The organism is Bacillus sp. AFS037270 (assembly GCF_002585305.1).
Genome location: NZ_NUNF01000038.1, coordinates 12670 through 29650, shown reverse-complemented (window position 1 = coordinate 29650; position 16981 = coordinate 12670). Strand labels below are relative to the sequence as shown.

The 16981-nt window shown below is 38.7% G+C and carries 20 protein-coding genes; 10 read left to right on the top strand and 10 right to left on the bottom strand.

Going from position 1 to position 16981, the window contains the following annotated elements:
* Positions 1-314 precede the first annotated feature (314 nt).
* From COD92_RS18835 to COD92_RS18825, 3 genes are read left to right on the top strand one after another with little or no spacing between them, the layout of a single operon-like run.
* The gene (locus tag COD92_RS18835; protein ID WP_098531014.1) at positions 315-740 is read left to right on the top strand and encodes a DMT family transporter; all 426 of its coding nucleotides are present in this window, start codon (positions 315-317) and stop codon (positions 738-740) included.
* Between the two features lie 16 nt (positions 741-756).
* Positions 757-1434, top strand: a complete 678-nt coding sequence (locus tag COD92_RS18830) for a Crp/Fnr family transcriptional regulator (RefSeq protein WP_098996450.1) — start codon at positions 757-759, stop codon at positions 1432-1434.
* Positions 1435-1452: 18 nt separating this feature from the next.
* Positions 1453-1950, top strand: coding sequence for a DMT family transporter (locus COD92_RS18825; RefSeq protein ID WP_098531016.1), 498 nt, complete (start codon positions 1453-1455; stop codon positions 1948-1950).
* A 9-nt stretch (positions 1951-1959) separates the two neighbouring features.
* Here the strand turns inward: COD92_RS18825 and COD92_RS32115 are convergent, their stop codons facing one another.
* Positions 1960-2127, bottom strand: coding sequence for a hypothetical protein (locus tag COD92_RS32115; protein ID WP_176541236.1), 168 nt, complete (start codon positions 2125-2127; stop codon positions 1960-1962).
* Positions 2128-2457: 330 nt separating this feature from the next.
* Here COD92_RS32115 and COD92_RS18820 point away from each other — a divergent pair, with 330 nt between their 5' ends.
* Positions 2458-2847, top strand: coding sequence for a YybH family protein (locus tag COD92_RS18820; protein ID WP_098996449.1), 390 nt, complete (start codon positions 2458-2460; stop codon positions 2845-2847).
* A 56-nt stretch (positions 2848-2903) separates the two neighbouring features.
* On the opposite strand, the gene COD92_RS18815 is transcribed toward COD92_RS18820, so the two are convergent.
* From COD92_RS18815 to COD92_RS18800, 4 genes are all read right to left on the bottom strand, one after another.
* A complete protein-coding gene (locus tag COD92_RS18815; RefSeq protein ID WP_098996448.1) occupies positions 2904-3419 on the bottom strand; it encodes a DoxX family membrane protein in 516 nt (171 codons plus the stop codon).
* A 158-nt stretch (positions 3420-3577) separates the two neighbouring features.
* The gene (locus tag COD92_RS18810) at positions 3578-4468 is read right to left on the bottom strand and encodes a DMT family transporter (RefSeq protein WP_098996447.1); all 891 of its coding nucleotides are present in this window, start codon (positions 4466-4468) and stop codon (positions 3578-3580) included.
* 91 nt (positions 4469-4559) lie between these two features.
* A complete protein-coding gene (locus tag COD92_RS18805) occupies positions 4560-5258 on the bottom strand; it encodes a DUF421 domain-containing protein (RefSeq protein ID WP_098996446.1) in 699 nt (232 codons plus the stop codon).
* 86 nt (positions 5259-5344) lie between these two features.
* Complete coding sequence (locus COD92_RS18800) at positions 5345-5914, bottom strand: HAD hydrolase-like protein (RefSeq protein WP_098996445.1); 570 nt, start codon at positions 5912-5914, stop codon at positions 5345-5347.
* 145 nt (positions 5915-6059) lie between these two features.
* Here COD92_RS18800 and COD92_RS18795 point away from each other — a divergent pair, with 145 nt between their 5' ends.
* The 6 genes from COD92_RS18795 (at position 6060) to COD92_RS18775 (ending at position 11804) form a co-directional block, all read left to right on the top strand.
* Positions 6060-7601: a spore germination protein gene (locus COD92_RS18795; protein ID WP_098531022.1), complete on the top strand. Its 1542-nt coding sequence runs from the start codon at positions 6060-6062 to the stop codon at positions 7599-7601.
* A gap of 6 nt (positions 7602-7607) precedes the next feature.
* A complete protein-coding gene (locus COD92_RS18790; RefSeq protein WP_098531023.1) occupies positions 7608-8714 on the top strand; it encodes a GerAB/ArcD/ProY family transporter in 1107 nt (368 codons plus the stop codon).
* Positions 8689-9936 (top strand): Ger(x)C family spore germination protein, encoded by a 1248-nt coding sequence (locus COD92_RS18785; RefSeq protein WP_098996444.1) that lies wholly within the window; start codon positions 8689-8691, stop codon positions 9934-9936. Before COD92_RS18790 ends, COD92_RS18785 begins: the two co-directional genes overlap by 26 nt.
* A gap of 1 nt (position 9937) precedes the next feature.
* Entirely contained in the window at positions 9938-10093 is a 156-nt protein-coding gene (locus COD92_RS32110) for a hypothetical protein (RefSeq protein ID WP_176541237.1), read from the top strand.
* A 206-nt stretch (positions 10094-10299) separates the two neighbouring features.
* The gene (locus COD92_RS18780) at positions 10300-10947 is read left to right on the top strand and encodes a bifunctional 4-hydroxy-2-oxoglutarate aldolase/2-dehydro-3-deoxy-phosphogluconate aldolase (RefSeq protein WP_098531051.1); all 648 of its coding nucleotides are present in this window, start codon (positions 10300-10302) and stop codon (positions 10945-10947) included.
* A gap of 20 nt (positions 10948-10967) precedes the next feature.
* Positions 10968-11804, top strand: a complete 837-nt coding sequence (locus tag COD92_RS18775; RefSeq protein WP_098996443.1) for an aldo/keto reductase — start codon at positions 10968-10970, stop codon at positions 11802-11804.
* A 115-nt stretch (positions 11805-11919) separates the two neighbouring features.
* Here the strand turns inward: COD92_RS18775 and COD92_RS18770 are convergent, their stop codons facing one another.
* The 5 genes from COD92_RS18770 to COD92_RS18750 form a co-directional block, all read right to left on the bottom strand.
* On the bottom strand, positions 11920-12399 hold the full coding sequence (locus tag COD92_RS18770; RefSeq protein ID WP_098996442.1) for a GyrI-like domain-containing protein: 480 nt from the start codon (positions 12397-12399) through the stop codon (positions 11920-11922).
* A gap of 58 nt (positions 12400-12457) precedes the next feature.
* Entirely contained in the window at positions 12458-13108 is a 651-nt protein-coding gene (locus COD92_RS18765; protein WP_098996441.1) for a TetR/AcrR family transcriptional regulator, read from the bottom strand.
* Between the two features lie 11 nt (positions 13109-13119).
* Positions 13120-14226, bottom strand: a complete 1107-nt coding sequence (locus COD92_RS18760; protein ID WP_098996440.1) for an ABC transporter permease — start codon at positions 14224-14226, stop codon at positions 13120-13122.
* Positions 14223-14945, bottom strand: coding sequence for an ABC transporter ATP-binding protein (locus COD92_RS18755; RefSeq protein ID WP_098531028.1), 723 nt, complete (start codon positions 14943-14945; stop codon positions 14223-14225). Before COD92_RS18755 ends, COD92_RS18760 begins: the two co-directional genes overlap by 4 nt.
* A 156-nt stretch (positions 14946-15101) precedes the next feature.
* Positions 15102-16976 carry a PTS fructose transporter subunit IIABC gene (locus COD92_RS18750; RefSeq protein ID WP_098531029.1) on the bottom strand — a complete coding sequence of 625 codons (1875 nt, stop codon included), beginning with the start codon at positions 16974-16976 and terminating at the stop codon, positions 15102-15104.
* Positions 16977-16981: the final 5 nt, after the last annotated feature.

Here is a 16981-nt window from a genome sequence, read left to right as displayed (position 1 = left end):
AGCAGGCACAAACATGATGTGATAATCAAACTAATAATTAGCACGATTCCATAACGAAAGACCTGTTTTTTTATTATAAAAAAACATCCTAATCCGTTACCTATAAAGGCAATACATAGAATGGCGTAATTTAAAGCTATTTGACTCATCTAAATAACTCCTATTTTTAGGTATACTATAGTTAGTCTTGATTGTTTTTGGAAATTAATACCTAATGACGAAAATAAAATGATAAGTTGAGGACATATGTCCTATCCTGAACATGAAGAAATACTTTTTAATAAAGGTAAATCTAGTTTAGGGAGAGATACAAGATGAAAGGATGCTTATTTGCCATTTTAGGAGGGGCCTTTATTACACTGCAAGGTGTGGCAAATACACGGATAAGTGATGATATTGGGACCTGGCAGGCAGCAACAATTACCCAGTTTACCGGGTTTGTGGTGGCCCTGCTAGTCTCTTTATTCGTTCGTGAAAATAAATGGCAGGGATTCAAGCAGGTCAATCCTTTATATTTAACTGGTGGTGCGTTTGCTGCGATTGTCATTTTTGGTAACGTCACATCGATCCAGAAGATTGGTGTGACCTTGTCGATTTCTGCCATATTGATTGCGCAATTAACGTTAACCTTTATCATTGATAGTAATGGCTGGTTTGGACTGGTAAAACAAAAAATGAAGCTTCCTCAATTTATCGGAATTGGCTTGATGATTGCTGGTGTGGTAATACTTCGTTTTTAAATTGGAGGTGGAGTGCATGATGGAAATCAACGATCGTGGGAAATTGGAGTTTTATATCAAGATGCATCAAATCGATGCCATATTTACGGAACAGCTCCTTCCACATCTAGCGCTGTATAGTTTTGATAAGGGAGAGTTGATTTGCTCTCAAGGTGACCCGTCTCGATATTTATATATCTTAGTTGAAGGAAAGCTCAAAATCTATACGAATTCGCCTGAGGGAAAAACCCTTATCCTTTCTTTTAAAACGCCGCTTGAGGTGATTGGGGACCTTGAATACGTACAGGGTATTGATTTTATCAACACGGTTGAGGCGGTATCATCGGTGATGATGATTGGTATTCATCATCGCTGGTTGAAACAATATGGACATGATCATGCGCCACTACTCAATTTTTTATTAGAGATTATTACGAAAAAATTTCACCTTAAAAATAAATCAATGAGTTTTAATATTATGTATCCGGTGGAAGTACGGCTGGCCAGTTACCTGTTATCTGTATCGGTTGAGGAATCTGAGTTGGTTTTCAGTATAAAAGATGCTGCAAACTTAATTGGAACAAGTTACCGGCATCTAAATCGAGTGATCACTCAGTTTTGCGAGGAGGGTCTGATTGAGAGGAATAGAGGCTTTATTCTCGTAAAGGACTTAGAGGGATTAAGGAAGCTTACCGGGGGCAATATTTACGAATAAAGGTTAGGAGAGGATTGGATGATAGTAGGATTGATTTTCGCGTTAATAGCAGGTTCGTTAGTTAGTTTGCAAAATATATTTAACAGTAAGGTCAATGAACGCGCAGGTTCTTGGGCGACGACTACGCTGGTGCTGGGACTTGGATTCCTAGCTTCGTTGACGATGGGGCTGATTTTTGAAGGGGGAAAGTTGTTTCAGCTGCATGGAATGAAGCCTTGGTATTGGATGAGCGGGGTAATTGGAGTAGGAGTGGTTACCTGTATCGTTCAAGGAATTAAGAGGCTCGGACCAACAATTGCCGTTTCAATCGCCTTAATCTCACAGCTCGGGTTTGCATTATGGTGGGATTCCATGGGTTTTCTGGGGTTAGATAAGGTTCCTTTTACATTTAAGCATTTGCTTGGGGTATTGGTGATCGTGGCGGGGATTGTGGTATTTAAGTTTGGCGGTGGTAAAGAGAGTCAGGAGAAGTCGAGGATGATTCAGAATGGCTTGAAGCATTTAGGGAGAAACTAAAGCAACCTTTTACGGCTGCTTATAGTCATGTTGTTCTTCTGTTGATTTTGACTCCATAGGGGAATGCTCTAAAGCATCGGTAATTTTCTCTTTCGTTATATTAATGTTTTCTTCGGTACGAGTATTCCAAATACTATATTTCATTTGGTTTCCTCCGCCATTGTTTTCATTTTTCATAGGTTTATTTCACCTCCATTCTTATCGTTTCTAGAAGGAGATGAAGTATACCAACTATTTAATTGAGTTTTTTGTGAAAAAACAAAATTGGCCAAAAAATAAAATACTGGGATATTGACAACACCATAACTTAATCGTTATTCAATCTTCCCGTCCCCACTAGTACCGGCTCCGCCTACGCCAAATACCATGATAGCCACGCATGCTATCCCCACTAACATTTAGTTTAAAGGACCAATGTTAACAAACTATGTCTTAATTGTTATGGGCATATTAATTGTCTATTAAAATAGTATTAAAATGTAAATGTTTTAAGGGGAGGGAAAAGAGATGGAACATGAATTGAAAAAGTTTATTAAGAAGTGTGACGAGGCCATAAAGCAGAAAGATTTTGATACGTTAATGAAGTATTACACGGAGGATGCCATTTTGGTCGTAAAGCCTGGCATGGTTGCTAGAGGCAGGGAGGAAATCAAAAAAGCATTCATTGCTATCGCTAAGTATTTTAATAACAGTCTTGTACCAACACAGGGGGAAATGATTATCTTAGAAGCCGGAGACACCGCTTTGGTTATTTCTCAAACGCTGCTTGATACCGAAAAAAAGGACTCGGAGTTCTCAATGGATCGAAGAGCAACATATGTGTTTAAGAAGAATACACAAGGAAAATGGTTATGTGCCATCGATAACTCATATGGAACCGATTTAATAAATAGTTAGCATAAAAAAGACGGTTCGGGATCCCGAATCGTCTTTTTTGTTGAGCTGTATTTACACTATTGCTTTTGATTTTTCAGCACCAGCATTTTTTTGTTACCCATTTTTCTAAAGAAAGGAACTACCCAGCGGTCTAAACCGATTCTACCAGCGTTATAACCAGCAGTTAAGATGATGAAGCCTAAGAAGATGTCTCTAGGATTATGAGATACAGTTCCTGCTAAGAAGAAAGAGAAGTTCATCATAAGACCAAAGAACATTGCTGTTGTTGTTAAGCAGCCAAGGATTAAGCCTAAACCAATTAAAGTTTCACCAACAGGTACAATAACGTTAAAGATATCAACGTTTGGCAGTGCAATGTGTTTTAGGAAGTCAACATACCAGCCAAATACGACTGCGCCGTCCGGACCTTTTACAGGGTTGGCTATAGCTCCTTTTAAGAATCCAGAAGCATCGAACCCTCCGCTAGATAATTTTCCAATTCCTGCGGTGATCCAAGAGTAGCCAAGGTATAAACGTAAAACAGTTAAGATAACTGCTGCAATTTTATTCTCTCTTAAAAATTTGTTAAACATAAATGATTCCACCCTTCAAAATTTGTTTTCTCTTTATGGTTCTACTATATTCTTTTTTTACATTAAAAACATGGCAATAGGGATAAGTTCAAAGTTTGTTCGAAATGTTTTTACAGAATTATGAACATCCTTTGAATCAACTAAAAATAAGACTCCCATTACGGAGATGTAGTGGGAGTCTTACTTTCTTTATTCAATTTTAACTCTAGTTTTTCACTTAAAAAGGTGGAGCCGAGGATCAGAACACCGCCAATCATTTGAATAACCGTTATACTTTCACCTAAGAAAATCGCCGCGATGATAACAGCGGAAATGGGATCTATATAACTTAGGACTGCGATGGTGGAGCCCTTTAGCTCTTGAATTGAGGTGAAATATAAAAAATAAGCCAATCCTGTGTGAACGACACCCAAGATCAGAATAAAGTTAATGGAGGTGGAGCTTATCCCTGAGAAAGTAAGATTCCCTTGCCACCCGATATAAGGTAATAGCACAATGGCTGCGGCCATTAGTTGAACTAATGTAATTTCAAAGCCAGATAGGTTTTTTATAAATTTGTTCATTATAATGACACTTGCATATAGTGCCGCTGCTAACAGACCATAGAATATGCCAAGAGTATGGTTTTGGCCTTCTCCCCCAGGATTTACAATTAAAAACAGGCCGATCATAGCTGCTATAATACAGCCAATCTTTACACTGGTCAGTTTTTCCTTTAGAACCCATGGAGCCAGGATCATGACAAAGATGGGAGCGAAGTAATAGCTAATGGTGGCATTTGAGATGGTTGTGTACCGATAAGATTCAAATAAGAAGATCCAATTCAGCCCGATGGCTCCTCCTGATAGTAAGAGCAGGAGTGCATTTTCTTTTAATGCTTTAAACGATGGCTTATGTTTAAGTAAAAAACTAGCAACAAGAAGAAACAGGCTTCCAATTATCCCTCTTAAAAACGCAATTTCACTTGAAGACATCTCAATATTTTTTACAAACACCCCAATGCTTCCAAAGATGAGCATGGTCGTGATGAGTCTCATTTTTCCTTTCATGTCTACCCCCCTTTTGTTATATTCTATCGAATCATAATATAAATCTTTTCACAATAGTTTTTCAAAGGATTTCTTTAAAAAATAACAGCCATCAATTTGATGGCTGCTGGCTGTCTTGATATAAATCAATATATAAGTTTCCTTTTGTCCCTACGACAGCGTAGGCGATTTCGGAAACCTGGGTATTTCTTTTCTTTAGTTCTTTATTGAGCCATTCTTCGTTGTAGGTGGCATTTGAGAGGTTATCCGATAAAATCGCACCGTCCATAATTAATTCTACTGGGACTTTGTAAGATGGCGGATTCAGATTTACATCTTTTCGGGTGATATTCTGATATTCTGCTTTTTTTAAAACGGATAGGGAGCCATTTACCTCTAATATGGCCCAATCGACTTCGTCAATATTAAAGATATCTTTCCCCCGTAATGCCTGTTTCAGCATATCGATTGAAAAGCCAGTTTTCTGAAGAGATGCTTCTAGTATTTTTCCCTCCTGTATGAGTGTAACAGGTTTTCCCGCGATTCGTTCGCGAAAGCGTTGGCTTTTGACTGAAAGTATATTTAAGATGAATATAACGGATCCCATAATGACAAACGAAAGGATAAAATAGATAAATTTTATTTTATAATTAAAGGTTAAATTTCCCGCTATCGTACCCATGGTAATGGTTGCGATAAACAAATGATAGGTTTTTTGAAAGATAGTTCGTTTTCCGAGAATATGTACAAAAATCCATAACATGATAAAGGCGGTAAAGGTTCTAATAATTATTTCTAAAAACACTGACATACGTTACTCCCAAACGATGATTTGTTTGGGATAGTTTGTTCTTTTTGGTTGAGATTTATTCTAGATGTGAAAATCTGAACCGTTTTCTATAAGTGATGGAGAACCTTCGGGATAAAATCAGCATAATGATCAATATGAAAATCGGCAGTGATGTTAGGATTCTGGAACGCAACTGTTTTAATTTTTAATCCACGTGCCGGTATTAAATCCAAATCCCGGTCACCAACGACCAAATCGATGTGGCGTGTTTTGAGTACGTATTCATAGGAAGCAGTATGCGGCTTTCTTGTAAACCCTTGTTCTTCAACAGAAACTACCTCTTGGAAGTATTTTAATAAATCGAATTTCTCAAGAAGCATCAAAGTTGATTCCTTCTCGCGATGTGTCACAATCACATTTTGATCGACCGCGTTCAAGACTTCCTCAATATGATCAAAAGGCAGGCTGTTTACAGAGTGCATATTATATAACCGCTGATATTCACCCCGCAAATCTTCAGATATTCCATAATGTTTAAAGGCTGTTTTTGAATCCTTCTTAAGCCAACTTAAAACCTCGGTACGATCCAAGTTTCTTTGGCTTAAACTGATGAAACCCTCCACCAGTGCAGGATATGTGTCAAAAAGGGTGCCGTCAAAATCCCATAGTACGTTCATCTTAAAATCCCTCTATTCATAAAAAGTTTTCACTTTTCTTATCCTATAGAAAAATCACTCTATATTCAATTATTCCAAACCTTTCCTTACATACATAAAGACACCTAAAGTTGGAAAACTATATAAAAATTAGGGGTGGTTCATGATGAAGAAAACAATTCTCAACATGCTTCTGAAAAAATTCAATACTGAACCACATTTTAATGAAAAATCAAATCAAAAAGAAATCGACCTAAAAGGCCAAGATATAAGCAGTAATTATGAACATAACTTAGAAATCTTTAAATCCATATTTAGTGTCCCGAAAAATACCGATGTCAAGGTTCGTGAGTTTACAATCAGGTCACTAGACCGTCGCGCTTTTCTTATTTTTATCAGTACGATGGTGGATATCGAAAATATTCAGGAAACCATCATCGAGAAATTAATCAAAAGCGAACAGCCTTCTGGAAGGATTCAAGATATAACCTCGTACTCCATGGAAAAGACAGCGACCAACATAGGAGAAATTACAGAGTTTGTTACGGGTGGGATTACTGCTCTTTTTATTGATGGTGACAAGAAATGTTATTTATTTGAAACAACCAATATCCGCGGCAGGGGAATAGAGAAGTCGGATAATGAGGTAATTGTCATAGGGGCAAAGGAAGCCTTCAATGAAAAAGTCATCGATAATATAGCCTTAATCCGTAAAAAGATAAAGAATGAAAATCTGATTGTGGAGTCACAGGTTGTTTCGAAAAGATCAAGGAATGATGTCTTCCTTATTTATCAAAAAGATTTAGCAAACGATGAAATTCTCGAAAACATAAAGGACAAATTAGCCGCACTTGATACGGATAAGGTACTCGATTTAAGTATTTTAGGACAATATCTTGAAGAGCGGCCGAGATCTCTGTTTCCAACCCTGTTGTATACAGAGCGTCCTGACCGGGCAGCCTCCTTTATCGAAGAAGGTCATATTATTTTATTGATGTCGAACTCGCCAAGCTGTTTGGTTTTGCCAACTACCTTTTGGGCAATGCTCCATTCACCGGAGGATCACTATCTTAGGGTACCATATGGAAATTTTATCCGAATTTTACGATTCTTGGCGATGTTTATTGCCGCATTTTCGACTTCCTTCTATATTGCAATTACCAATTATCATGTAGGGATGATTCCACCGGACTTATTAATGGCAATTGCTGGAACAAGGGAACGTGTTCCTTTTCCATCGGTTATTGAAATCTTGATGATGGAAATTGCCTTTGAATTAATTAGAGAGGCAGGATTACGAGTTCCTTCACCTATTGGACCTACGATTGGCATTGTTGGCGCATTAATTTTAGGACAAGCAGCTGTTCAAGCCAATGTGATTAGTCCGATTGTTATTATTGTCATTGCCTTAAGTGGTCTAAGTTCATTTATTATCAGTGATCATAGTCTTAACTTTGCTATACGTATAACCCGTTTTTTGTTTATTTTTGCGTCAGGAACGATGGGAATCTATGGGGCAACATCATTATTTATATTTGGATTGTTTTATCTAGTTTCGTTGGAATCCTTTGGTACTCCTTACTTTGCACCGATGACTCCGCATTTCATATCATCTAAGGATTTAATTATCCGCCATGTTCCATTTAAAGAAAGGTTTCGCCCGGGTTATTTAAAACCTAAGGATATAGCAAGACAAAGAAAGGGATAAAAATATATGGTTCAACAGCAAAGAAAGCTTGGTATTCGTGAATATGTATCCATCTCTATTTTAATGGCCGGGGCTAAGGCAACCGAGGATACACCGGCCATGCTTTACAAGGGAGTACAAAATGCTGCATGGATGATTCCAATTCTGGCCGCAGGTATTTTCTTTATTCCGTTCCTTTTATTGAATAAGACTCTTTTGCTGTATCAAAACAAGGATCTATTTTCTGTAATCGTAAAACTACTTGGTAAATACACGGGTATCAGTGTCTGCCTTCTTATTTTCCTTATTAGCTCGATTGGAATTTCATTCGATACTAGAACCTATACCAATATCGTTCGGACATTTTATTTTCCAACCACACCTACATTTGTCATTTATGCCATATTAATGGCCGTATGTGCTTACGGTGCCAAAAAAGGAATTCAGCATATTGGCTCCGTTTCCTATCTCATTGTTTTCTATTTTGTCATTTTCTTATGTATTGCCTTACTGTTAAGTACCCAAAGCAGTTCCATTCGCGCAGTGTTTCCTATTTTAGGGCCAGGGCCATTTAAAATAATAAAAGATAGTGTTCGCGGGCTAAGTCTTTTTGCTGACTTTTTTCTTCTTACAATGATTATCCCTTTTGTACGCTCCAGAAAAGAAGTCCGGAAAGGTACATGGATATCATACTTATTTATCACCTTCCAATTAAGTGTAGCCGTTTTGGTTTATATTTGTTTGTTTGATACGTCATTAGGTACGATTGGTTATCCATTCCATACACTAATTCGTTTTATATCCTTGGGAAGCTACCTTCCAAATGTGGAAATTATCTTTTTTGTCATTTGGATTTTGTCAGCATTTATTCGTTTTACAGTCTTTTTATATATTAATGGAATGATGTTTGGCCATATTTTTAAAATTAAAGATATTGAATACTTAATCCCAGCTTTAGCTATGATTTATTTATTAATTGGAAGTATGCCGGAATCGAGTATAGAGATTGCTCAGTCTAAATTAGTTGTTATAGCGGCTGTGGGCCCTGTGTTTACCATTATTTCAGTGATACTTTGGTTAGCTGCTGTGTTAAGAGGAGAATTTAAACATGCAAAAAACAGGAATAGTATGTAAAGGATTGTTATTTCTAGTTGTTGTGTGCTTATTAACTGGCTGCTGGGATCGTAAGGAACTAGAAGATCGCTCCTATGTTATTGGATTAGGCATTGATAGGTCCGAACACAAAGGGGAAATTAAAGTAACTATGCTGCTTGCTAACCCTGAGGTTGGCAGTATGCAAGGCGGCGGAGGTTCAACCGAAAAGCCCCGAGAAGTCATTTCGTTTGATGTAAATGATTTTATTGCTGCTAAAGGGACGGCCAATGCGATTATCTCCCGAAAAATTAGTTACGAATTCCTAAGAATTATTATTGTCTCTGAAGCATATGCAAAAGAAAAAAAGTTTGTTAATACGATTATGGATACCCAAATGGATAAAGAAATCCGCCAGAATACTTATTTAGCAGTTTCCAAAGAAAATGCAAGTGACTATTTTATAGAAAATAAACCGAAAATGGAAACTAGGCCGCATAAGTATTTTCAATATATGGTCGACCACGGGATTGCAAATGGTATGATCCCGGATTCTACGTTATTCCGTTATTTTAAAACGCTAGAAAGAGGAACAGACCTTTATTTGGCGATGTACACGACTGCTAAAAAGGATAAAAATCCTAAGATTAGAACTGAGGATGAATATATGGCCGGAGAAGTGAATGCAAGCGGGGAGCTGGATGATACACAATTTATTGGATCGGCTGTTTTTAAAAATGGTGTGATGATTAATAAGTTAACTGGCCGGGAAACTCGAATTGTCAATATCCTGGACGATACAACCGACATCAAAGATATATTAGTTGATTTCCCAAATCCTTTTTCAAATAAGGAGAGGAATTTCGCTGCAAGAATTATGAAAAGGGAAAATAATAAGGTGAAAATGAATTTAAAAAGAAACAAGCCCCAAATTATTATTACCATCCCTTTAAAAGTTGAAATTATGACTAATCCATCTATGGTTGGCTTCGCATCAGAAAAAAATAGGCGGATTTTAAAACAACGTATTATAAGAGAAATCAAAGTACTGAATGAAAATTTATTTAGTAAATCTCAACAGGAATTAAAGGGTGTACCCTATCCGTTACCGCTTTATGCCCGGCGCTATTTTTTAACGATTCAGGAGTTTGAAAAATTCAACTGGGGAAAATCGTTTTTAAAGGCAGAGATTATTGTCAAACCGGAAGTAGAGATTATTGACTACGGAAAGCAGCCAGTAAAACCATTAAAGGTAGGGGGATAGTATGCTTTTATTGACCTATATTGTTCTGTTTGTTATTACTGTCTATACTTTTGGTTTTGGCGTTACCTTATGGAAGGGGAAACAGAAATTTAGCGCAGCTGCTGTTTTTTTTCTTTGTCTAACCCTTATCGTCCTGCCGTTTTTTACTATTATCTAATATAAGGAAACCATTTGACCCGGGAAAACACTAAATTAAGTAGGTACTAGGAGTGAACCTAGCTTTTAAGCTGGGTTCCATTTTTTTGTCTATTATAAAACTAAGTTATCATAGGTAAGTAGATACTTTCGTTAAACTATAAAATAGGTTTATACTATGGAAGTAGATTATTAGTGAAAAATAGATTGAAAGTGGTGATCAGCGTGCTGAAAAAGATCGATATTTTATCAAAAGTTGTAGATTGTGGAGTAGTCGCAGTTGTCCGTGCTGATTCTAAGGAAGAGGCAGTCAACATCTCTGAAGCCTGTGTGAAGGGAGGCATTCAAGGGATTGAGGTTACCTTTACAGTCCAAGGCGCGGATGAAGTGATTAAAGAATTGGCAACGCTTTATCAGGATAATTCTGAAGTTGTGATTGGTGCAGGAACGGTCCTTGATGCGGCAACGGCCCGAATTGCGATTTTAGCTGGAGCCCAGTTTGTAGTAAGCCCAGCATTTGATGAAGCAACGGCAACACTATGTAATCTTTATCAAATTCCTTATATGCCAGGCTGTATGACGCTTACTGAAATGAAGCGTGCTTTAGAAGCAGGTGTGGATATCGTGAAACTGTTCCCTGGCAGTGCCTTTGGTCCGGATTTTGTTAAGGCTGTCAAAGCGCCGCTTCCACAAATTAATATTATGCCAACCGGCGGAGTTGATTTGGAGAATGTTGATAAATGGATCAAGAATGGCTGTGTAGCAGTGGGTGTAGGAGGAAATTTAGTTGCACCTGCTAAAACAGGGGAATATGAAAAAATCACTGAGTATGCACAACAGTATATTCAAAAGGTACAAGCTGCAAGAGGAAAATGATTGTTAAGGAGGAGAAGTTGATGCCGGCTAATTTAAAAGATACGACCACCTTACATAACGGCGTGAAAATGCCATGGATGGGATTAGGCGTGTTTAAGGTAAAGGAAGGCGAAGAAGTTGTTGAATCTGTTAAAGCCGCTTTACGGAACGGATACGTCAGCATCGATACAGCAGCGATTTACGGCAATGAAGAAGGCGTAGGTCAAGGAATTAAAGAGTCAGGCATTCCCCGCGCGGAGTTGTTTATTACGACAAAGCTTTGGAATTCTGAACAGGGATACGAATCCACACTAGAGGCTTTTGAAACCAGCCTTAACAAGCTTGGGCTCGATTATCTGGACCTTTATTTAATTCATTGGCCGGGAAAAGATAAATACAAAGATACGTGGAGAGCATTTGAAAAACTATATAATGAAGGACGAGTACGCGCTATCGGCGTAAGCAACTTCCAAATCCACCATTTAGAAGATTTAATTAGTTCTGCTGAAATTAAACCAATGGTGAACCAGGTTGAGTACCATCCTCATTTAACACAAAAGGAGCTTCACACTTTTTGTAAAAAGGAAGGCATCCAACTTGAAGCCTGGTCGCCTTTAAAACAAGGGCAGCTTCTCAGCGAGCCAGTTCTGGTGGATATCGCCCAGAAGTACAATAAATCTTTGGCTCAAGTCATCCTGCGCTGGGATCTTCAGAATGAAGTAGTGACGATTCCAAAATCTATTAAAGAGCATCGCATTATCGAGAATGCCGATGTCTTTGATTTTGAGTTAACCCAAGAGGATATGGATAGAATTGATGGATTAAATCAAGATAGTCGTGCAGGCTCCCATCCGGATAAGATGACGGTTGGTTTTTAAAAAAATTCAAAAGCACAAGTAATCAGATTTTAGATTGCTTAGCGCAGATTAGAACGTAACGAACAATTATAATGGAAAAAGCGATGCGTAAGAAGCATCGCTTTTCTAGTTAGTATTATTTTAGCGGTATCCATATCTCAGAGTAATAATCTGGGCTCCAAGGATCACCCGCGGAATATACTTCTAACTCAGGACCCGCTGCATGCTCATAATGGCTAGAAGGAAACCATTCTGAGAATATCTGTTTCCAAGCATTCTGCATGGAGTCTGGCATTGCACCACGAACTTCAAAGACCCCCCACTTGGCGGCCGGAATATTAAGTATCTCTAAACCTTCCGGCTGGGGACCTTCATATTCAGCTGCGATCCAGTAATCCATTAAATCAGGCAGCTCAGACCGTTTGTCTACACAGACACCCACAACTCCGTTAATTTTTCCATTATTAAGCCTCACTAATAAGTCATTCGTGCCATCTGCATGAACACCGTCCCACATTTTAGGGATTTCTTTTAGATTTTCACCATTCACACAGGAAAACTCACACTTAATGCCTGTTACTTGAAAACCTTCTCTTTCAACAATTCGATAATTCATCGGTTCTGCTCCTATCAGATCAAACTGTATTTGAAATTAGGGAGGGACCAATCAAAATTTATTTTCCTTTCCCTAACCCATGCATGATAAATTGTATCGTACGCTCTGTTTCCAATTCATCATCCCAGGGGGCATCCGGGAACAGAATATACCGTGAAAATAAGTAGCCCATTACACTAGTAATTACAAGGCGAGCGACACTAACTGCAGGCATTTCAATAATTTGCCCTTTTTGCTGATAACCTTCAATGATATGTGAAACACGGCCAAATAAGTTTTTTGCAATCAAGTCAATAAATTGTTCTCTTAATTCCGGTTGGAAGGGAATCTCCTGAAGCATAATTTTAACCACAGGGAGAAGTTTCTTTAAGACGTCCCTGCGGTTCTCAATCGTTGCCCTGAGAAAATCCTCGACGCGGTCGTACTGCTGGTTTAAGACCTTATCAAAATCATTTATGATATAGGGGCCGACCACCTTTGCCATAATGGGAACTACGATTGCCATCAATAAATCCTTTTTGGTTTTATAATGACGGAAAATCGTTCCTTCCGCTACCCCGGCCTTTTTAGCAATTTCACTTGTCGAAGTGGAGGCATACCCCTTTTCAGAAAAGGATTCAATCGCCGCAAGGAGTATTTTCCTTTGCTTTTCGGTTAATTTTTCCTCATCAAACAGCTGCTGAATCAGCATTTCTTCTTGTTCGAACATGGTTTACTCCTTTAAATTTTTCGATACTTCTTCAAAGCTACTATATTTAGGATAATAAATACAAGAGCAAATCCTAACAAGACAAGTAGGTCCTTGATAATATCACTGAACCCTAAACCTTTATACATAACCGAAACCAAAGCATCACCGCCATAATATAGGGGCATAATTTTTGCAATTACTTGCATCCAGTCCGCCATACCTTCGAATGGGAAAATCCCTGCAAAAAAGACCTGAGGAACAATCGCAATCGGAATAAACTGCATCATTTGAAATTCGGAATTGGCAAAAGCCGATAAAAGGATGCCAAGGGACAATGCAACGAGCGCTAAGCACAGATTAATAATGACCACATTCCAAAAAGACCCAACCAGCATAATGTCTAATACTTTGACTGAATAAATCACGACAATTAGAGTTTGAATGATAGCAAATAAACCGTACCCGGATAGGTAACCAAAAACTATGTCCCTTCGTTGAATCGGTGTGGCTAGTAAACGGTCAAGTGTTCCTGTTGTTCGTTCCCGAAGTAAAGCAATTCCGGAAATCAGAAAAACAAAGAAGAAAACAAAGAAACCGACTAAGATAGGACTTAACTGATCAAAAAAGGTCGTATCTTTATCACCGTAAATGTATGTCGTTGTAATTTTTGGAGCCTTAGCCTGTTCGATGTTTATTGGTGCCCCTTGAATCTTACTCTGAATCTGTTGAAGGAATTGGGTCATTTTTGCTGATTGTTTTTTTGCGTTTTCCGCAGCGACTGCCTGTTGGATCTTTATTAACAGGGCCTTAGTGGCAGAAGGCTGTTCATTTTTAAGCGTTAGTTTGATATCATTATCATTCACTTGAAGAATAGCATCTAAATCATCTCGATCCAAAATGAGGGTCCAGTTGGAACGGTTGTTATATTGTTTGACGATGATATCCTTACTTTTTAACTGTTTTACAAGGGAAGCATCTGCTCCGGTAACCCCAATTCTCGGATCGACCGTATTACTTCCCAGCAGGTAATGGAGAAGGGTAAGAATTAATAAGGGGGCAACCATCATCAAGGCAAGCGCCCGTTTATCGCGGAGCATTTGATGGATAATGCGTTTAACTAAGGCAAGAATCCTCATTTTTTAACGCCTCCAGCCTTTAAAAATACCTCTTCTAATGTTGCAATTCCGTATTGTGCCTTTAATTCATGCGGCGAGCCGCTCGTTAAGATTTCTCCGTCTCGAACCATGGCCAGATAATCACATTTTTCCGCTTCGTCCATTACATGGGTGGTGACTAAAATGGTTTTGCCTTCTTGCTTTAAACGGTTGATTTCAGCCCAAATCGAAAGGCGCAGTTCGGGATCGATTCCGACTGTTGGTTCATCTAATACAAGAACTTGTGGGTCTTGGATGAGGGCAACAGCTAATGATAACCTGCGTTTCATGCCGCCAGAGTAGTCTTGAACCTTCTTTTTTAAATCGGATGTAAGATTGACTAAATCGGCAGCATAGGCAATGCGTTCTTTTTGCATTCCATTTTTTAATTTAAAAAGAGAAGCAAAGAAAGCTAAATTTTCCTCACCAGTCAAGTCAGTGTAAAGAGCATCAGCTTGGGCCATATAGCCAATTTTTTGTAATAGGTGCAGGTTAGGGACTTTTGTATTTAATACCTTTACTTCACCTTTAGTGGGTCGGTCCATCCCGACAATCATTTTTACTAGCGTTGTTTTGCCAGAACCAGAGGGCCCAATTAGACCATAGATTTTACCTGGCTCGACCGAAAGATTGATATTATGCAAAACCTCTTTTTTTCCAAAACTTTTACTAACATCTTTCAACACGATAGATGCTGACATTAATAAACCCCCTTCGGGAATAAAAATGAGTGATTACTCACTTTTATTATAAAGCAGCTCAAAGTATAAGGTCAATTGTGTTTTGAAAAAGTTCAATAATTTGATGGTGGTTAAAAAAAGCACGATTCCCCATATGGAAATCGTGCTTTGAATAGTTTATTCTGTTACAGGCTTTTTCAAGATTCCAAGCAGGACAGCTGAAACAATTGCTCCAATTACAACTGATAATAGGTACAATAACCAGTTGCCGCTAACCAGTGGCATTACGAATACTCCGCCGTGAGGAGCGCGAAGGCCGATATGGAACATCATTGATAAAGCACCAGCTACAGCAGAACCAGCCATTACAGAAGGGATAACACGAAGTGGATCAGCTGCTGCAAACGGAATCGCACCTTCAGTGATAAAAGATAATCCCATAATGTAGTTAACTTTACCAGCTTCACGATCTTGCTGGCTGAATTTCTTTTTAAATACAGTTGTGGCAATGGCAATTCCTAATGGTGGAACCATACCAGCCGCCATAATTGCAGCCATTGGCTCATATACACCATTTGCTAATAACCCAGTACCGAATACGTATGCTGCCTTATTGATTGGTCCTCCCATATCAAAGGACATCATTGCTCCAAGGATAATTCCTAGTAAAACCGCATTACCAGTTCCAAGATTTGATAACCAGTGAGAAATTCCTTGGTTTAGAGCACCGACAGGTTTATTGACAACAAATAACATGATGAATCCAGTTAATGCAATACCTAATAGTGGGTATAAAAGAATGGTTTTAATACCTTCAAGAGATGCTGGCATAAAAGTTAATACTTTCTTCAAACCAACTACTAAATAACCAGCAAGGAAACCTGCGATAAGTCCTCCTAGGAAACCAGCGCCGCCGGCATTAGCAAGCATACCGCCAACCATACCAGCTGCAAATCCAGGACGGTCTGCAATACTCATGGCGATGAAACCAGCAAGAACAGGAACCATTAGAGCAAAGGCATTACCACCGCCGATCGTCATAAGTGCTTCAGCAATCGGATTATAAGTTGGATCATCCGGCTTGAAGGCATTAAAGCCAAACATGAAACAGATGGCGATTAAGATACCACCGCCGACAACGAATGGAAGCATGTTGGAGACACCGTTCATTAAGTGCTTATAAATTGTTGCACCAACGCCTCTGCCTTGTTTACTGCTATCATTGCTAGCAGCAGAACCATTACCATGATATATCGGTGCATCCTGCTTTAACGCTTTTTCAATTAATTCCTTCGGCTTGCGAATTCCGTTCGCTACCGCTGTTTCAATCACGTGCTTGCCGTTGAAGCGGGCCATTTCTACTGTTTTATCAGCAGCGACAATAACCGCCACAGCGTTTTCGATTTCTTCCGCTGTCAGCACGTTTTTCGCTCCACCGGAACCATTAGTTTCGACTTTAATGTCTACACCCATTTCCTTTGCTTTCGCCTTTAAGGAATCAGCTGCCATATACGTGTGGGCAATTCCAGTTGGGCAGGCAGTAACTGCCACAATAAACTGACTTTTCCCAGTCATTGACTGTGTTTCTTCTTCATCTTCTTGATCATACTTGTTGATGATATCTAATACTTCATCTTCAGAGTTCGCTGCAAGCAGCTGCTTGCGAACTTCTTCATTTAATAAAATCGTAGATAATCTTGACAACGCTTCTAAGTGAGTGTTGTTTGCACCTTCAGTTGCTGCAATCATAAAGAAAAGGTGAGCAGGCTGGCCATCAAGAGATTCATAGTTTACGCCGCCTGTTGATCGACCAAAAGCAATTGCAGCTTGCTTAACTGCTTTTGTTTTTGCATGGGGAATGGCAATTCCCTCACCGATACCAGTTGTGCTTTGCTCTTCTCTTGCGATAATAGCCTTTTTATATTCAGCTTTGTCAGCTAATTTACCGGCATTATCTAATACAGACACTAACTCTTCAACAACATCTAATTTTTGAGTGCCTTTTATGTTTAAGTGGATTGTATTTTTTGTTAAAAGCTCTGTTATCTTCATAAACA

Coding starts and splice junctions, on each gene's coding strand:
- COD92_RS18820 (WP_098996449.1), top strand. CDS start 2,458: ATGGAACATGAATTGAAAAAGTTTATTAAGAAGTGTGACGAGGCCATA.
- COD92_RS18765 (WP_098996441.1), bottom strand. CDS start 13,108: ATGTTCGAACAAGAAGAAATGCTGATTCAGCAGCTGTTTGATGAGGAA.
- COD92_RS18790 (WP_098531023.1), top strand. CDS start 7,608: ATGGTTCAACAGCAAAGAAAGCTTGGTATTCGTGAATATGTATCCATC.
- COD92_RS18835 (WP_098531014.1), top strand. CDS start 315: ATGAAAGGATGCTTATTTGCCATTTTAGGAGGGGCCTTTATTACACTG.
- COD92_RS18775 (WP_098996443.1), top strand. CDS start 10,968: ATGCCGGCTAATTTAAAAGATACGACCACCTTACATAACGGCGTGAAA.
- COD92_RS18830 (WP_098996450.1), top strand. CDS start 757: ATGATGGAAATCAACGATCGTGGGAAATTGGAGTTTTATATCAAGATG.
- COD92_RS18750 (WP_098531029.1), bottom strand. CDS start 16,976: ATGAAGATAACAGAGCTTTTAACAAAAAATACAATCCACTTAAACATA.
- COD92_RS18795 (WP_098531022.1), top strand. CDS start 6,060: ATGAAGAAAACAATTCTCAACATGCTTCTGAAAAAATTCAATACTGAA.
- COD92_RS18760 (WP_098996440.1), bottom strand. CDS start 14,226: ATGAGGATTCTTGCCTTAGTTAAACGCATTATCCATCAAATGCTCCGC.
- COD92_RS18785 (WP_098996444.1), top strand. CDS start 8,689: ATGCAAAAAACAGGAATAGTATGTAAAGGATTGTTATTTCTAGTTGTT.
- COD92_RS18800 (WP_098996445.1), bottom strand. CDS start 5,914: ATGAACGTACTATGGGATTTTGACGGCACCCTTTTTGACACATATCCT.
- COD92_RS18825 (WP_098531016.1), top strand. CDS start 1,453: ATGATAGTAGGATTGATTTTCGCGTTAATAGCAGGTTCGTTAGTTAGT.
- COD92_RS18810 (WP_098996447.1), bottom strand. CDS start 4,468: ATGAAAGGAAAAATGAGACTCATCACGACCATGCTCATCTTTGGAAGC.
- COD92_RS18805 (WP_098996446.1), bottom strand. CDS start 5,258: ATGTCAGTGTTTTTAGAAATAATTATTAGAACCTTTACCGCCTTTATC.
- COD92_RS18755 (WP_098531028.1), bottom strand. CDS start 14,945: ATGTCAGCATCTATCGTGTTGAAAGATGTTAGTAAAAGTTTTGGAAAA.
- COD92_RS18770 (WP_098996442.1), bottom strand. CDS start 12,399: ATGAATTATCGAATTGTTGAAAGAGAAGGTTTTCAAGTAACAGGCATT.
- COD92_RS32115 (WP_176541236.1), bottom strand. CDS start 2,127: ATGAAAAATGAAAACAATGGCGGAGGAAACCAAATGAAATATAGTATT.
- COD92_RS18815 (WP_098996448.1), bottom strand. CDS start 3,419: ATGTTTAACAAATTTTTAAGAGAGAATAAAATTGCAGCAGTTATCTTA.
- COD92_RS32110 (WP_176541237.1), top strand. CDS start 9,938: ATGCTTTTATTGACCTATATTGTTCTGTTTGTTATTACTGTCTATACT.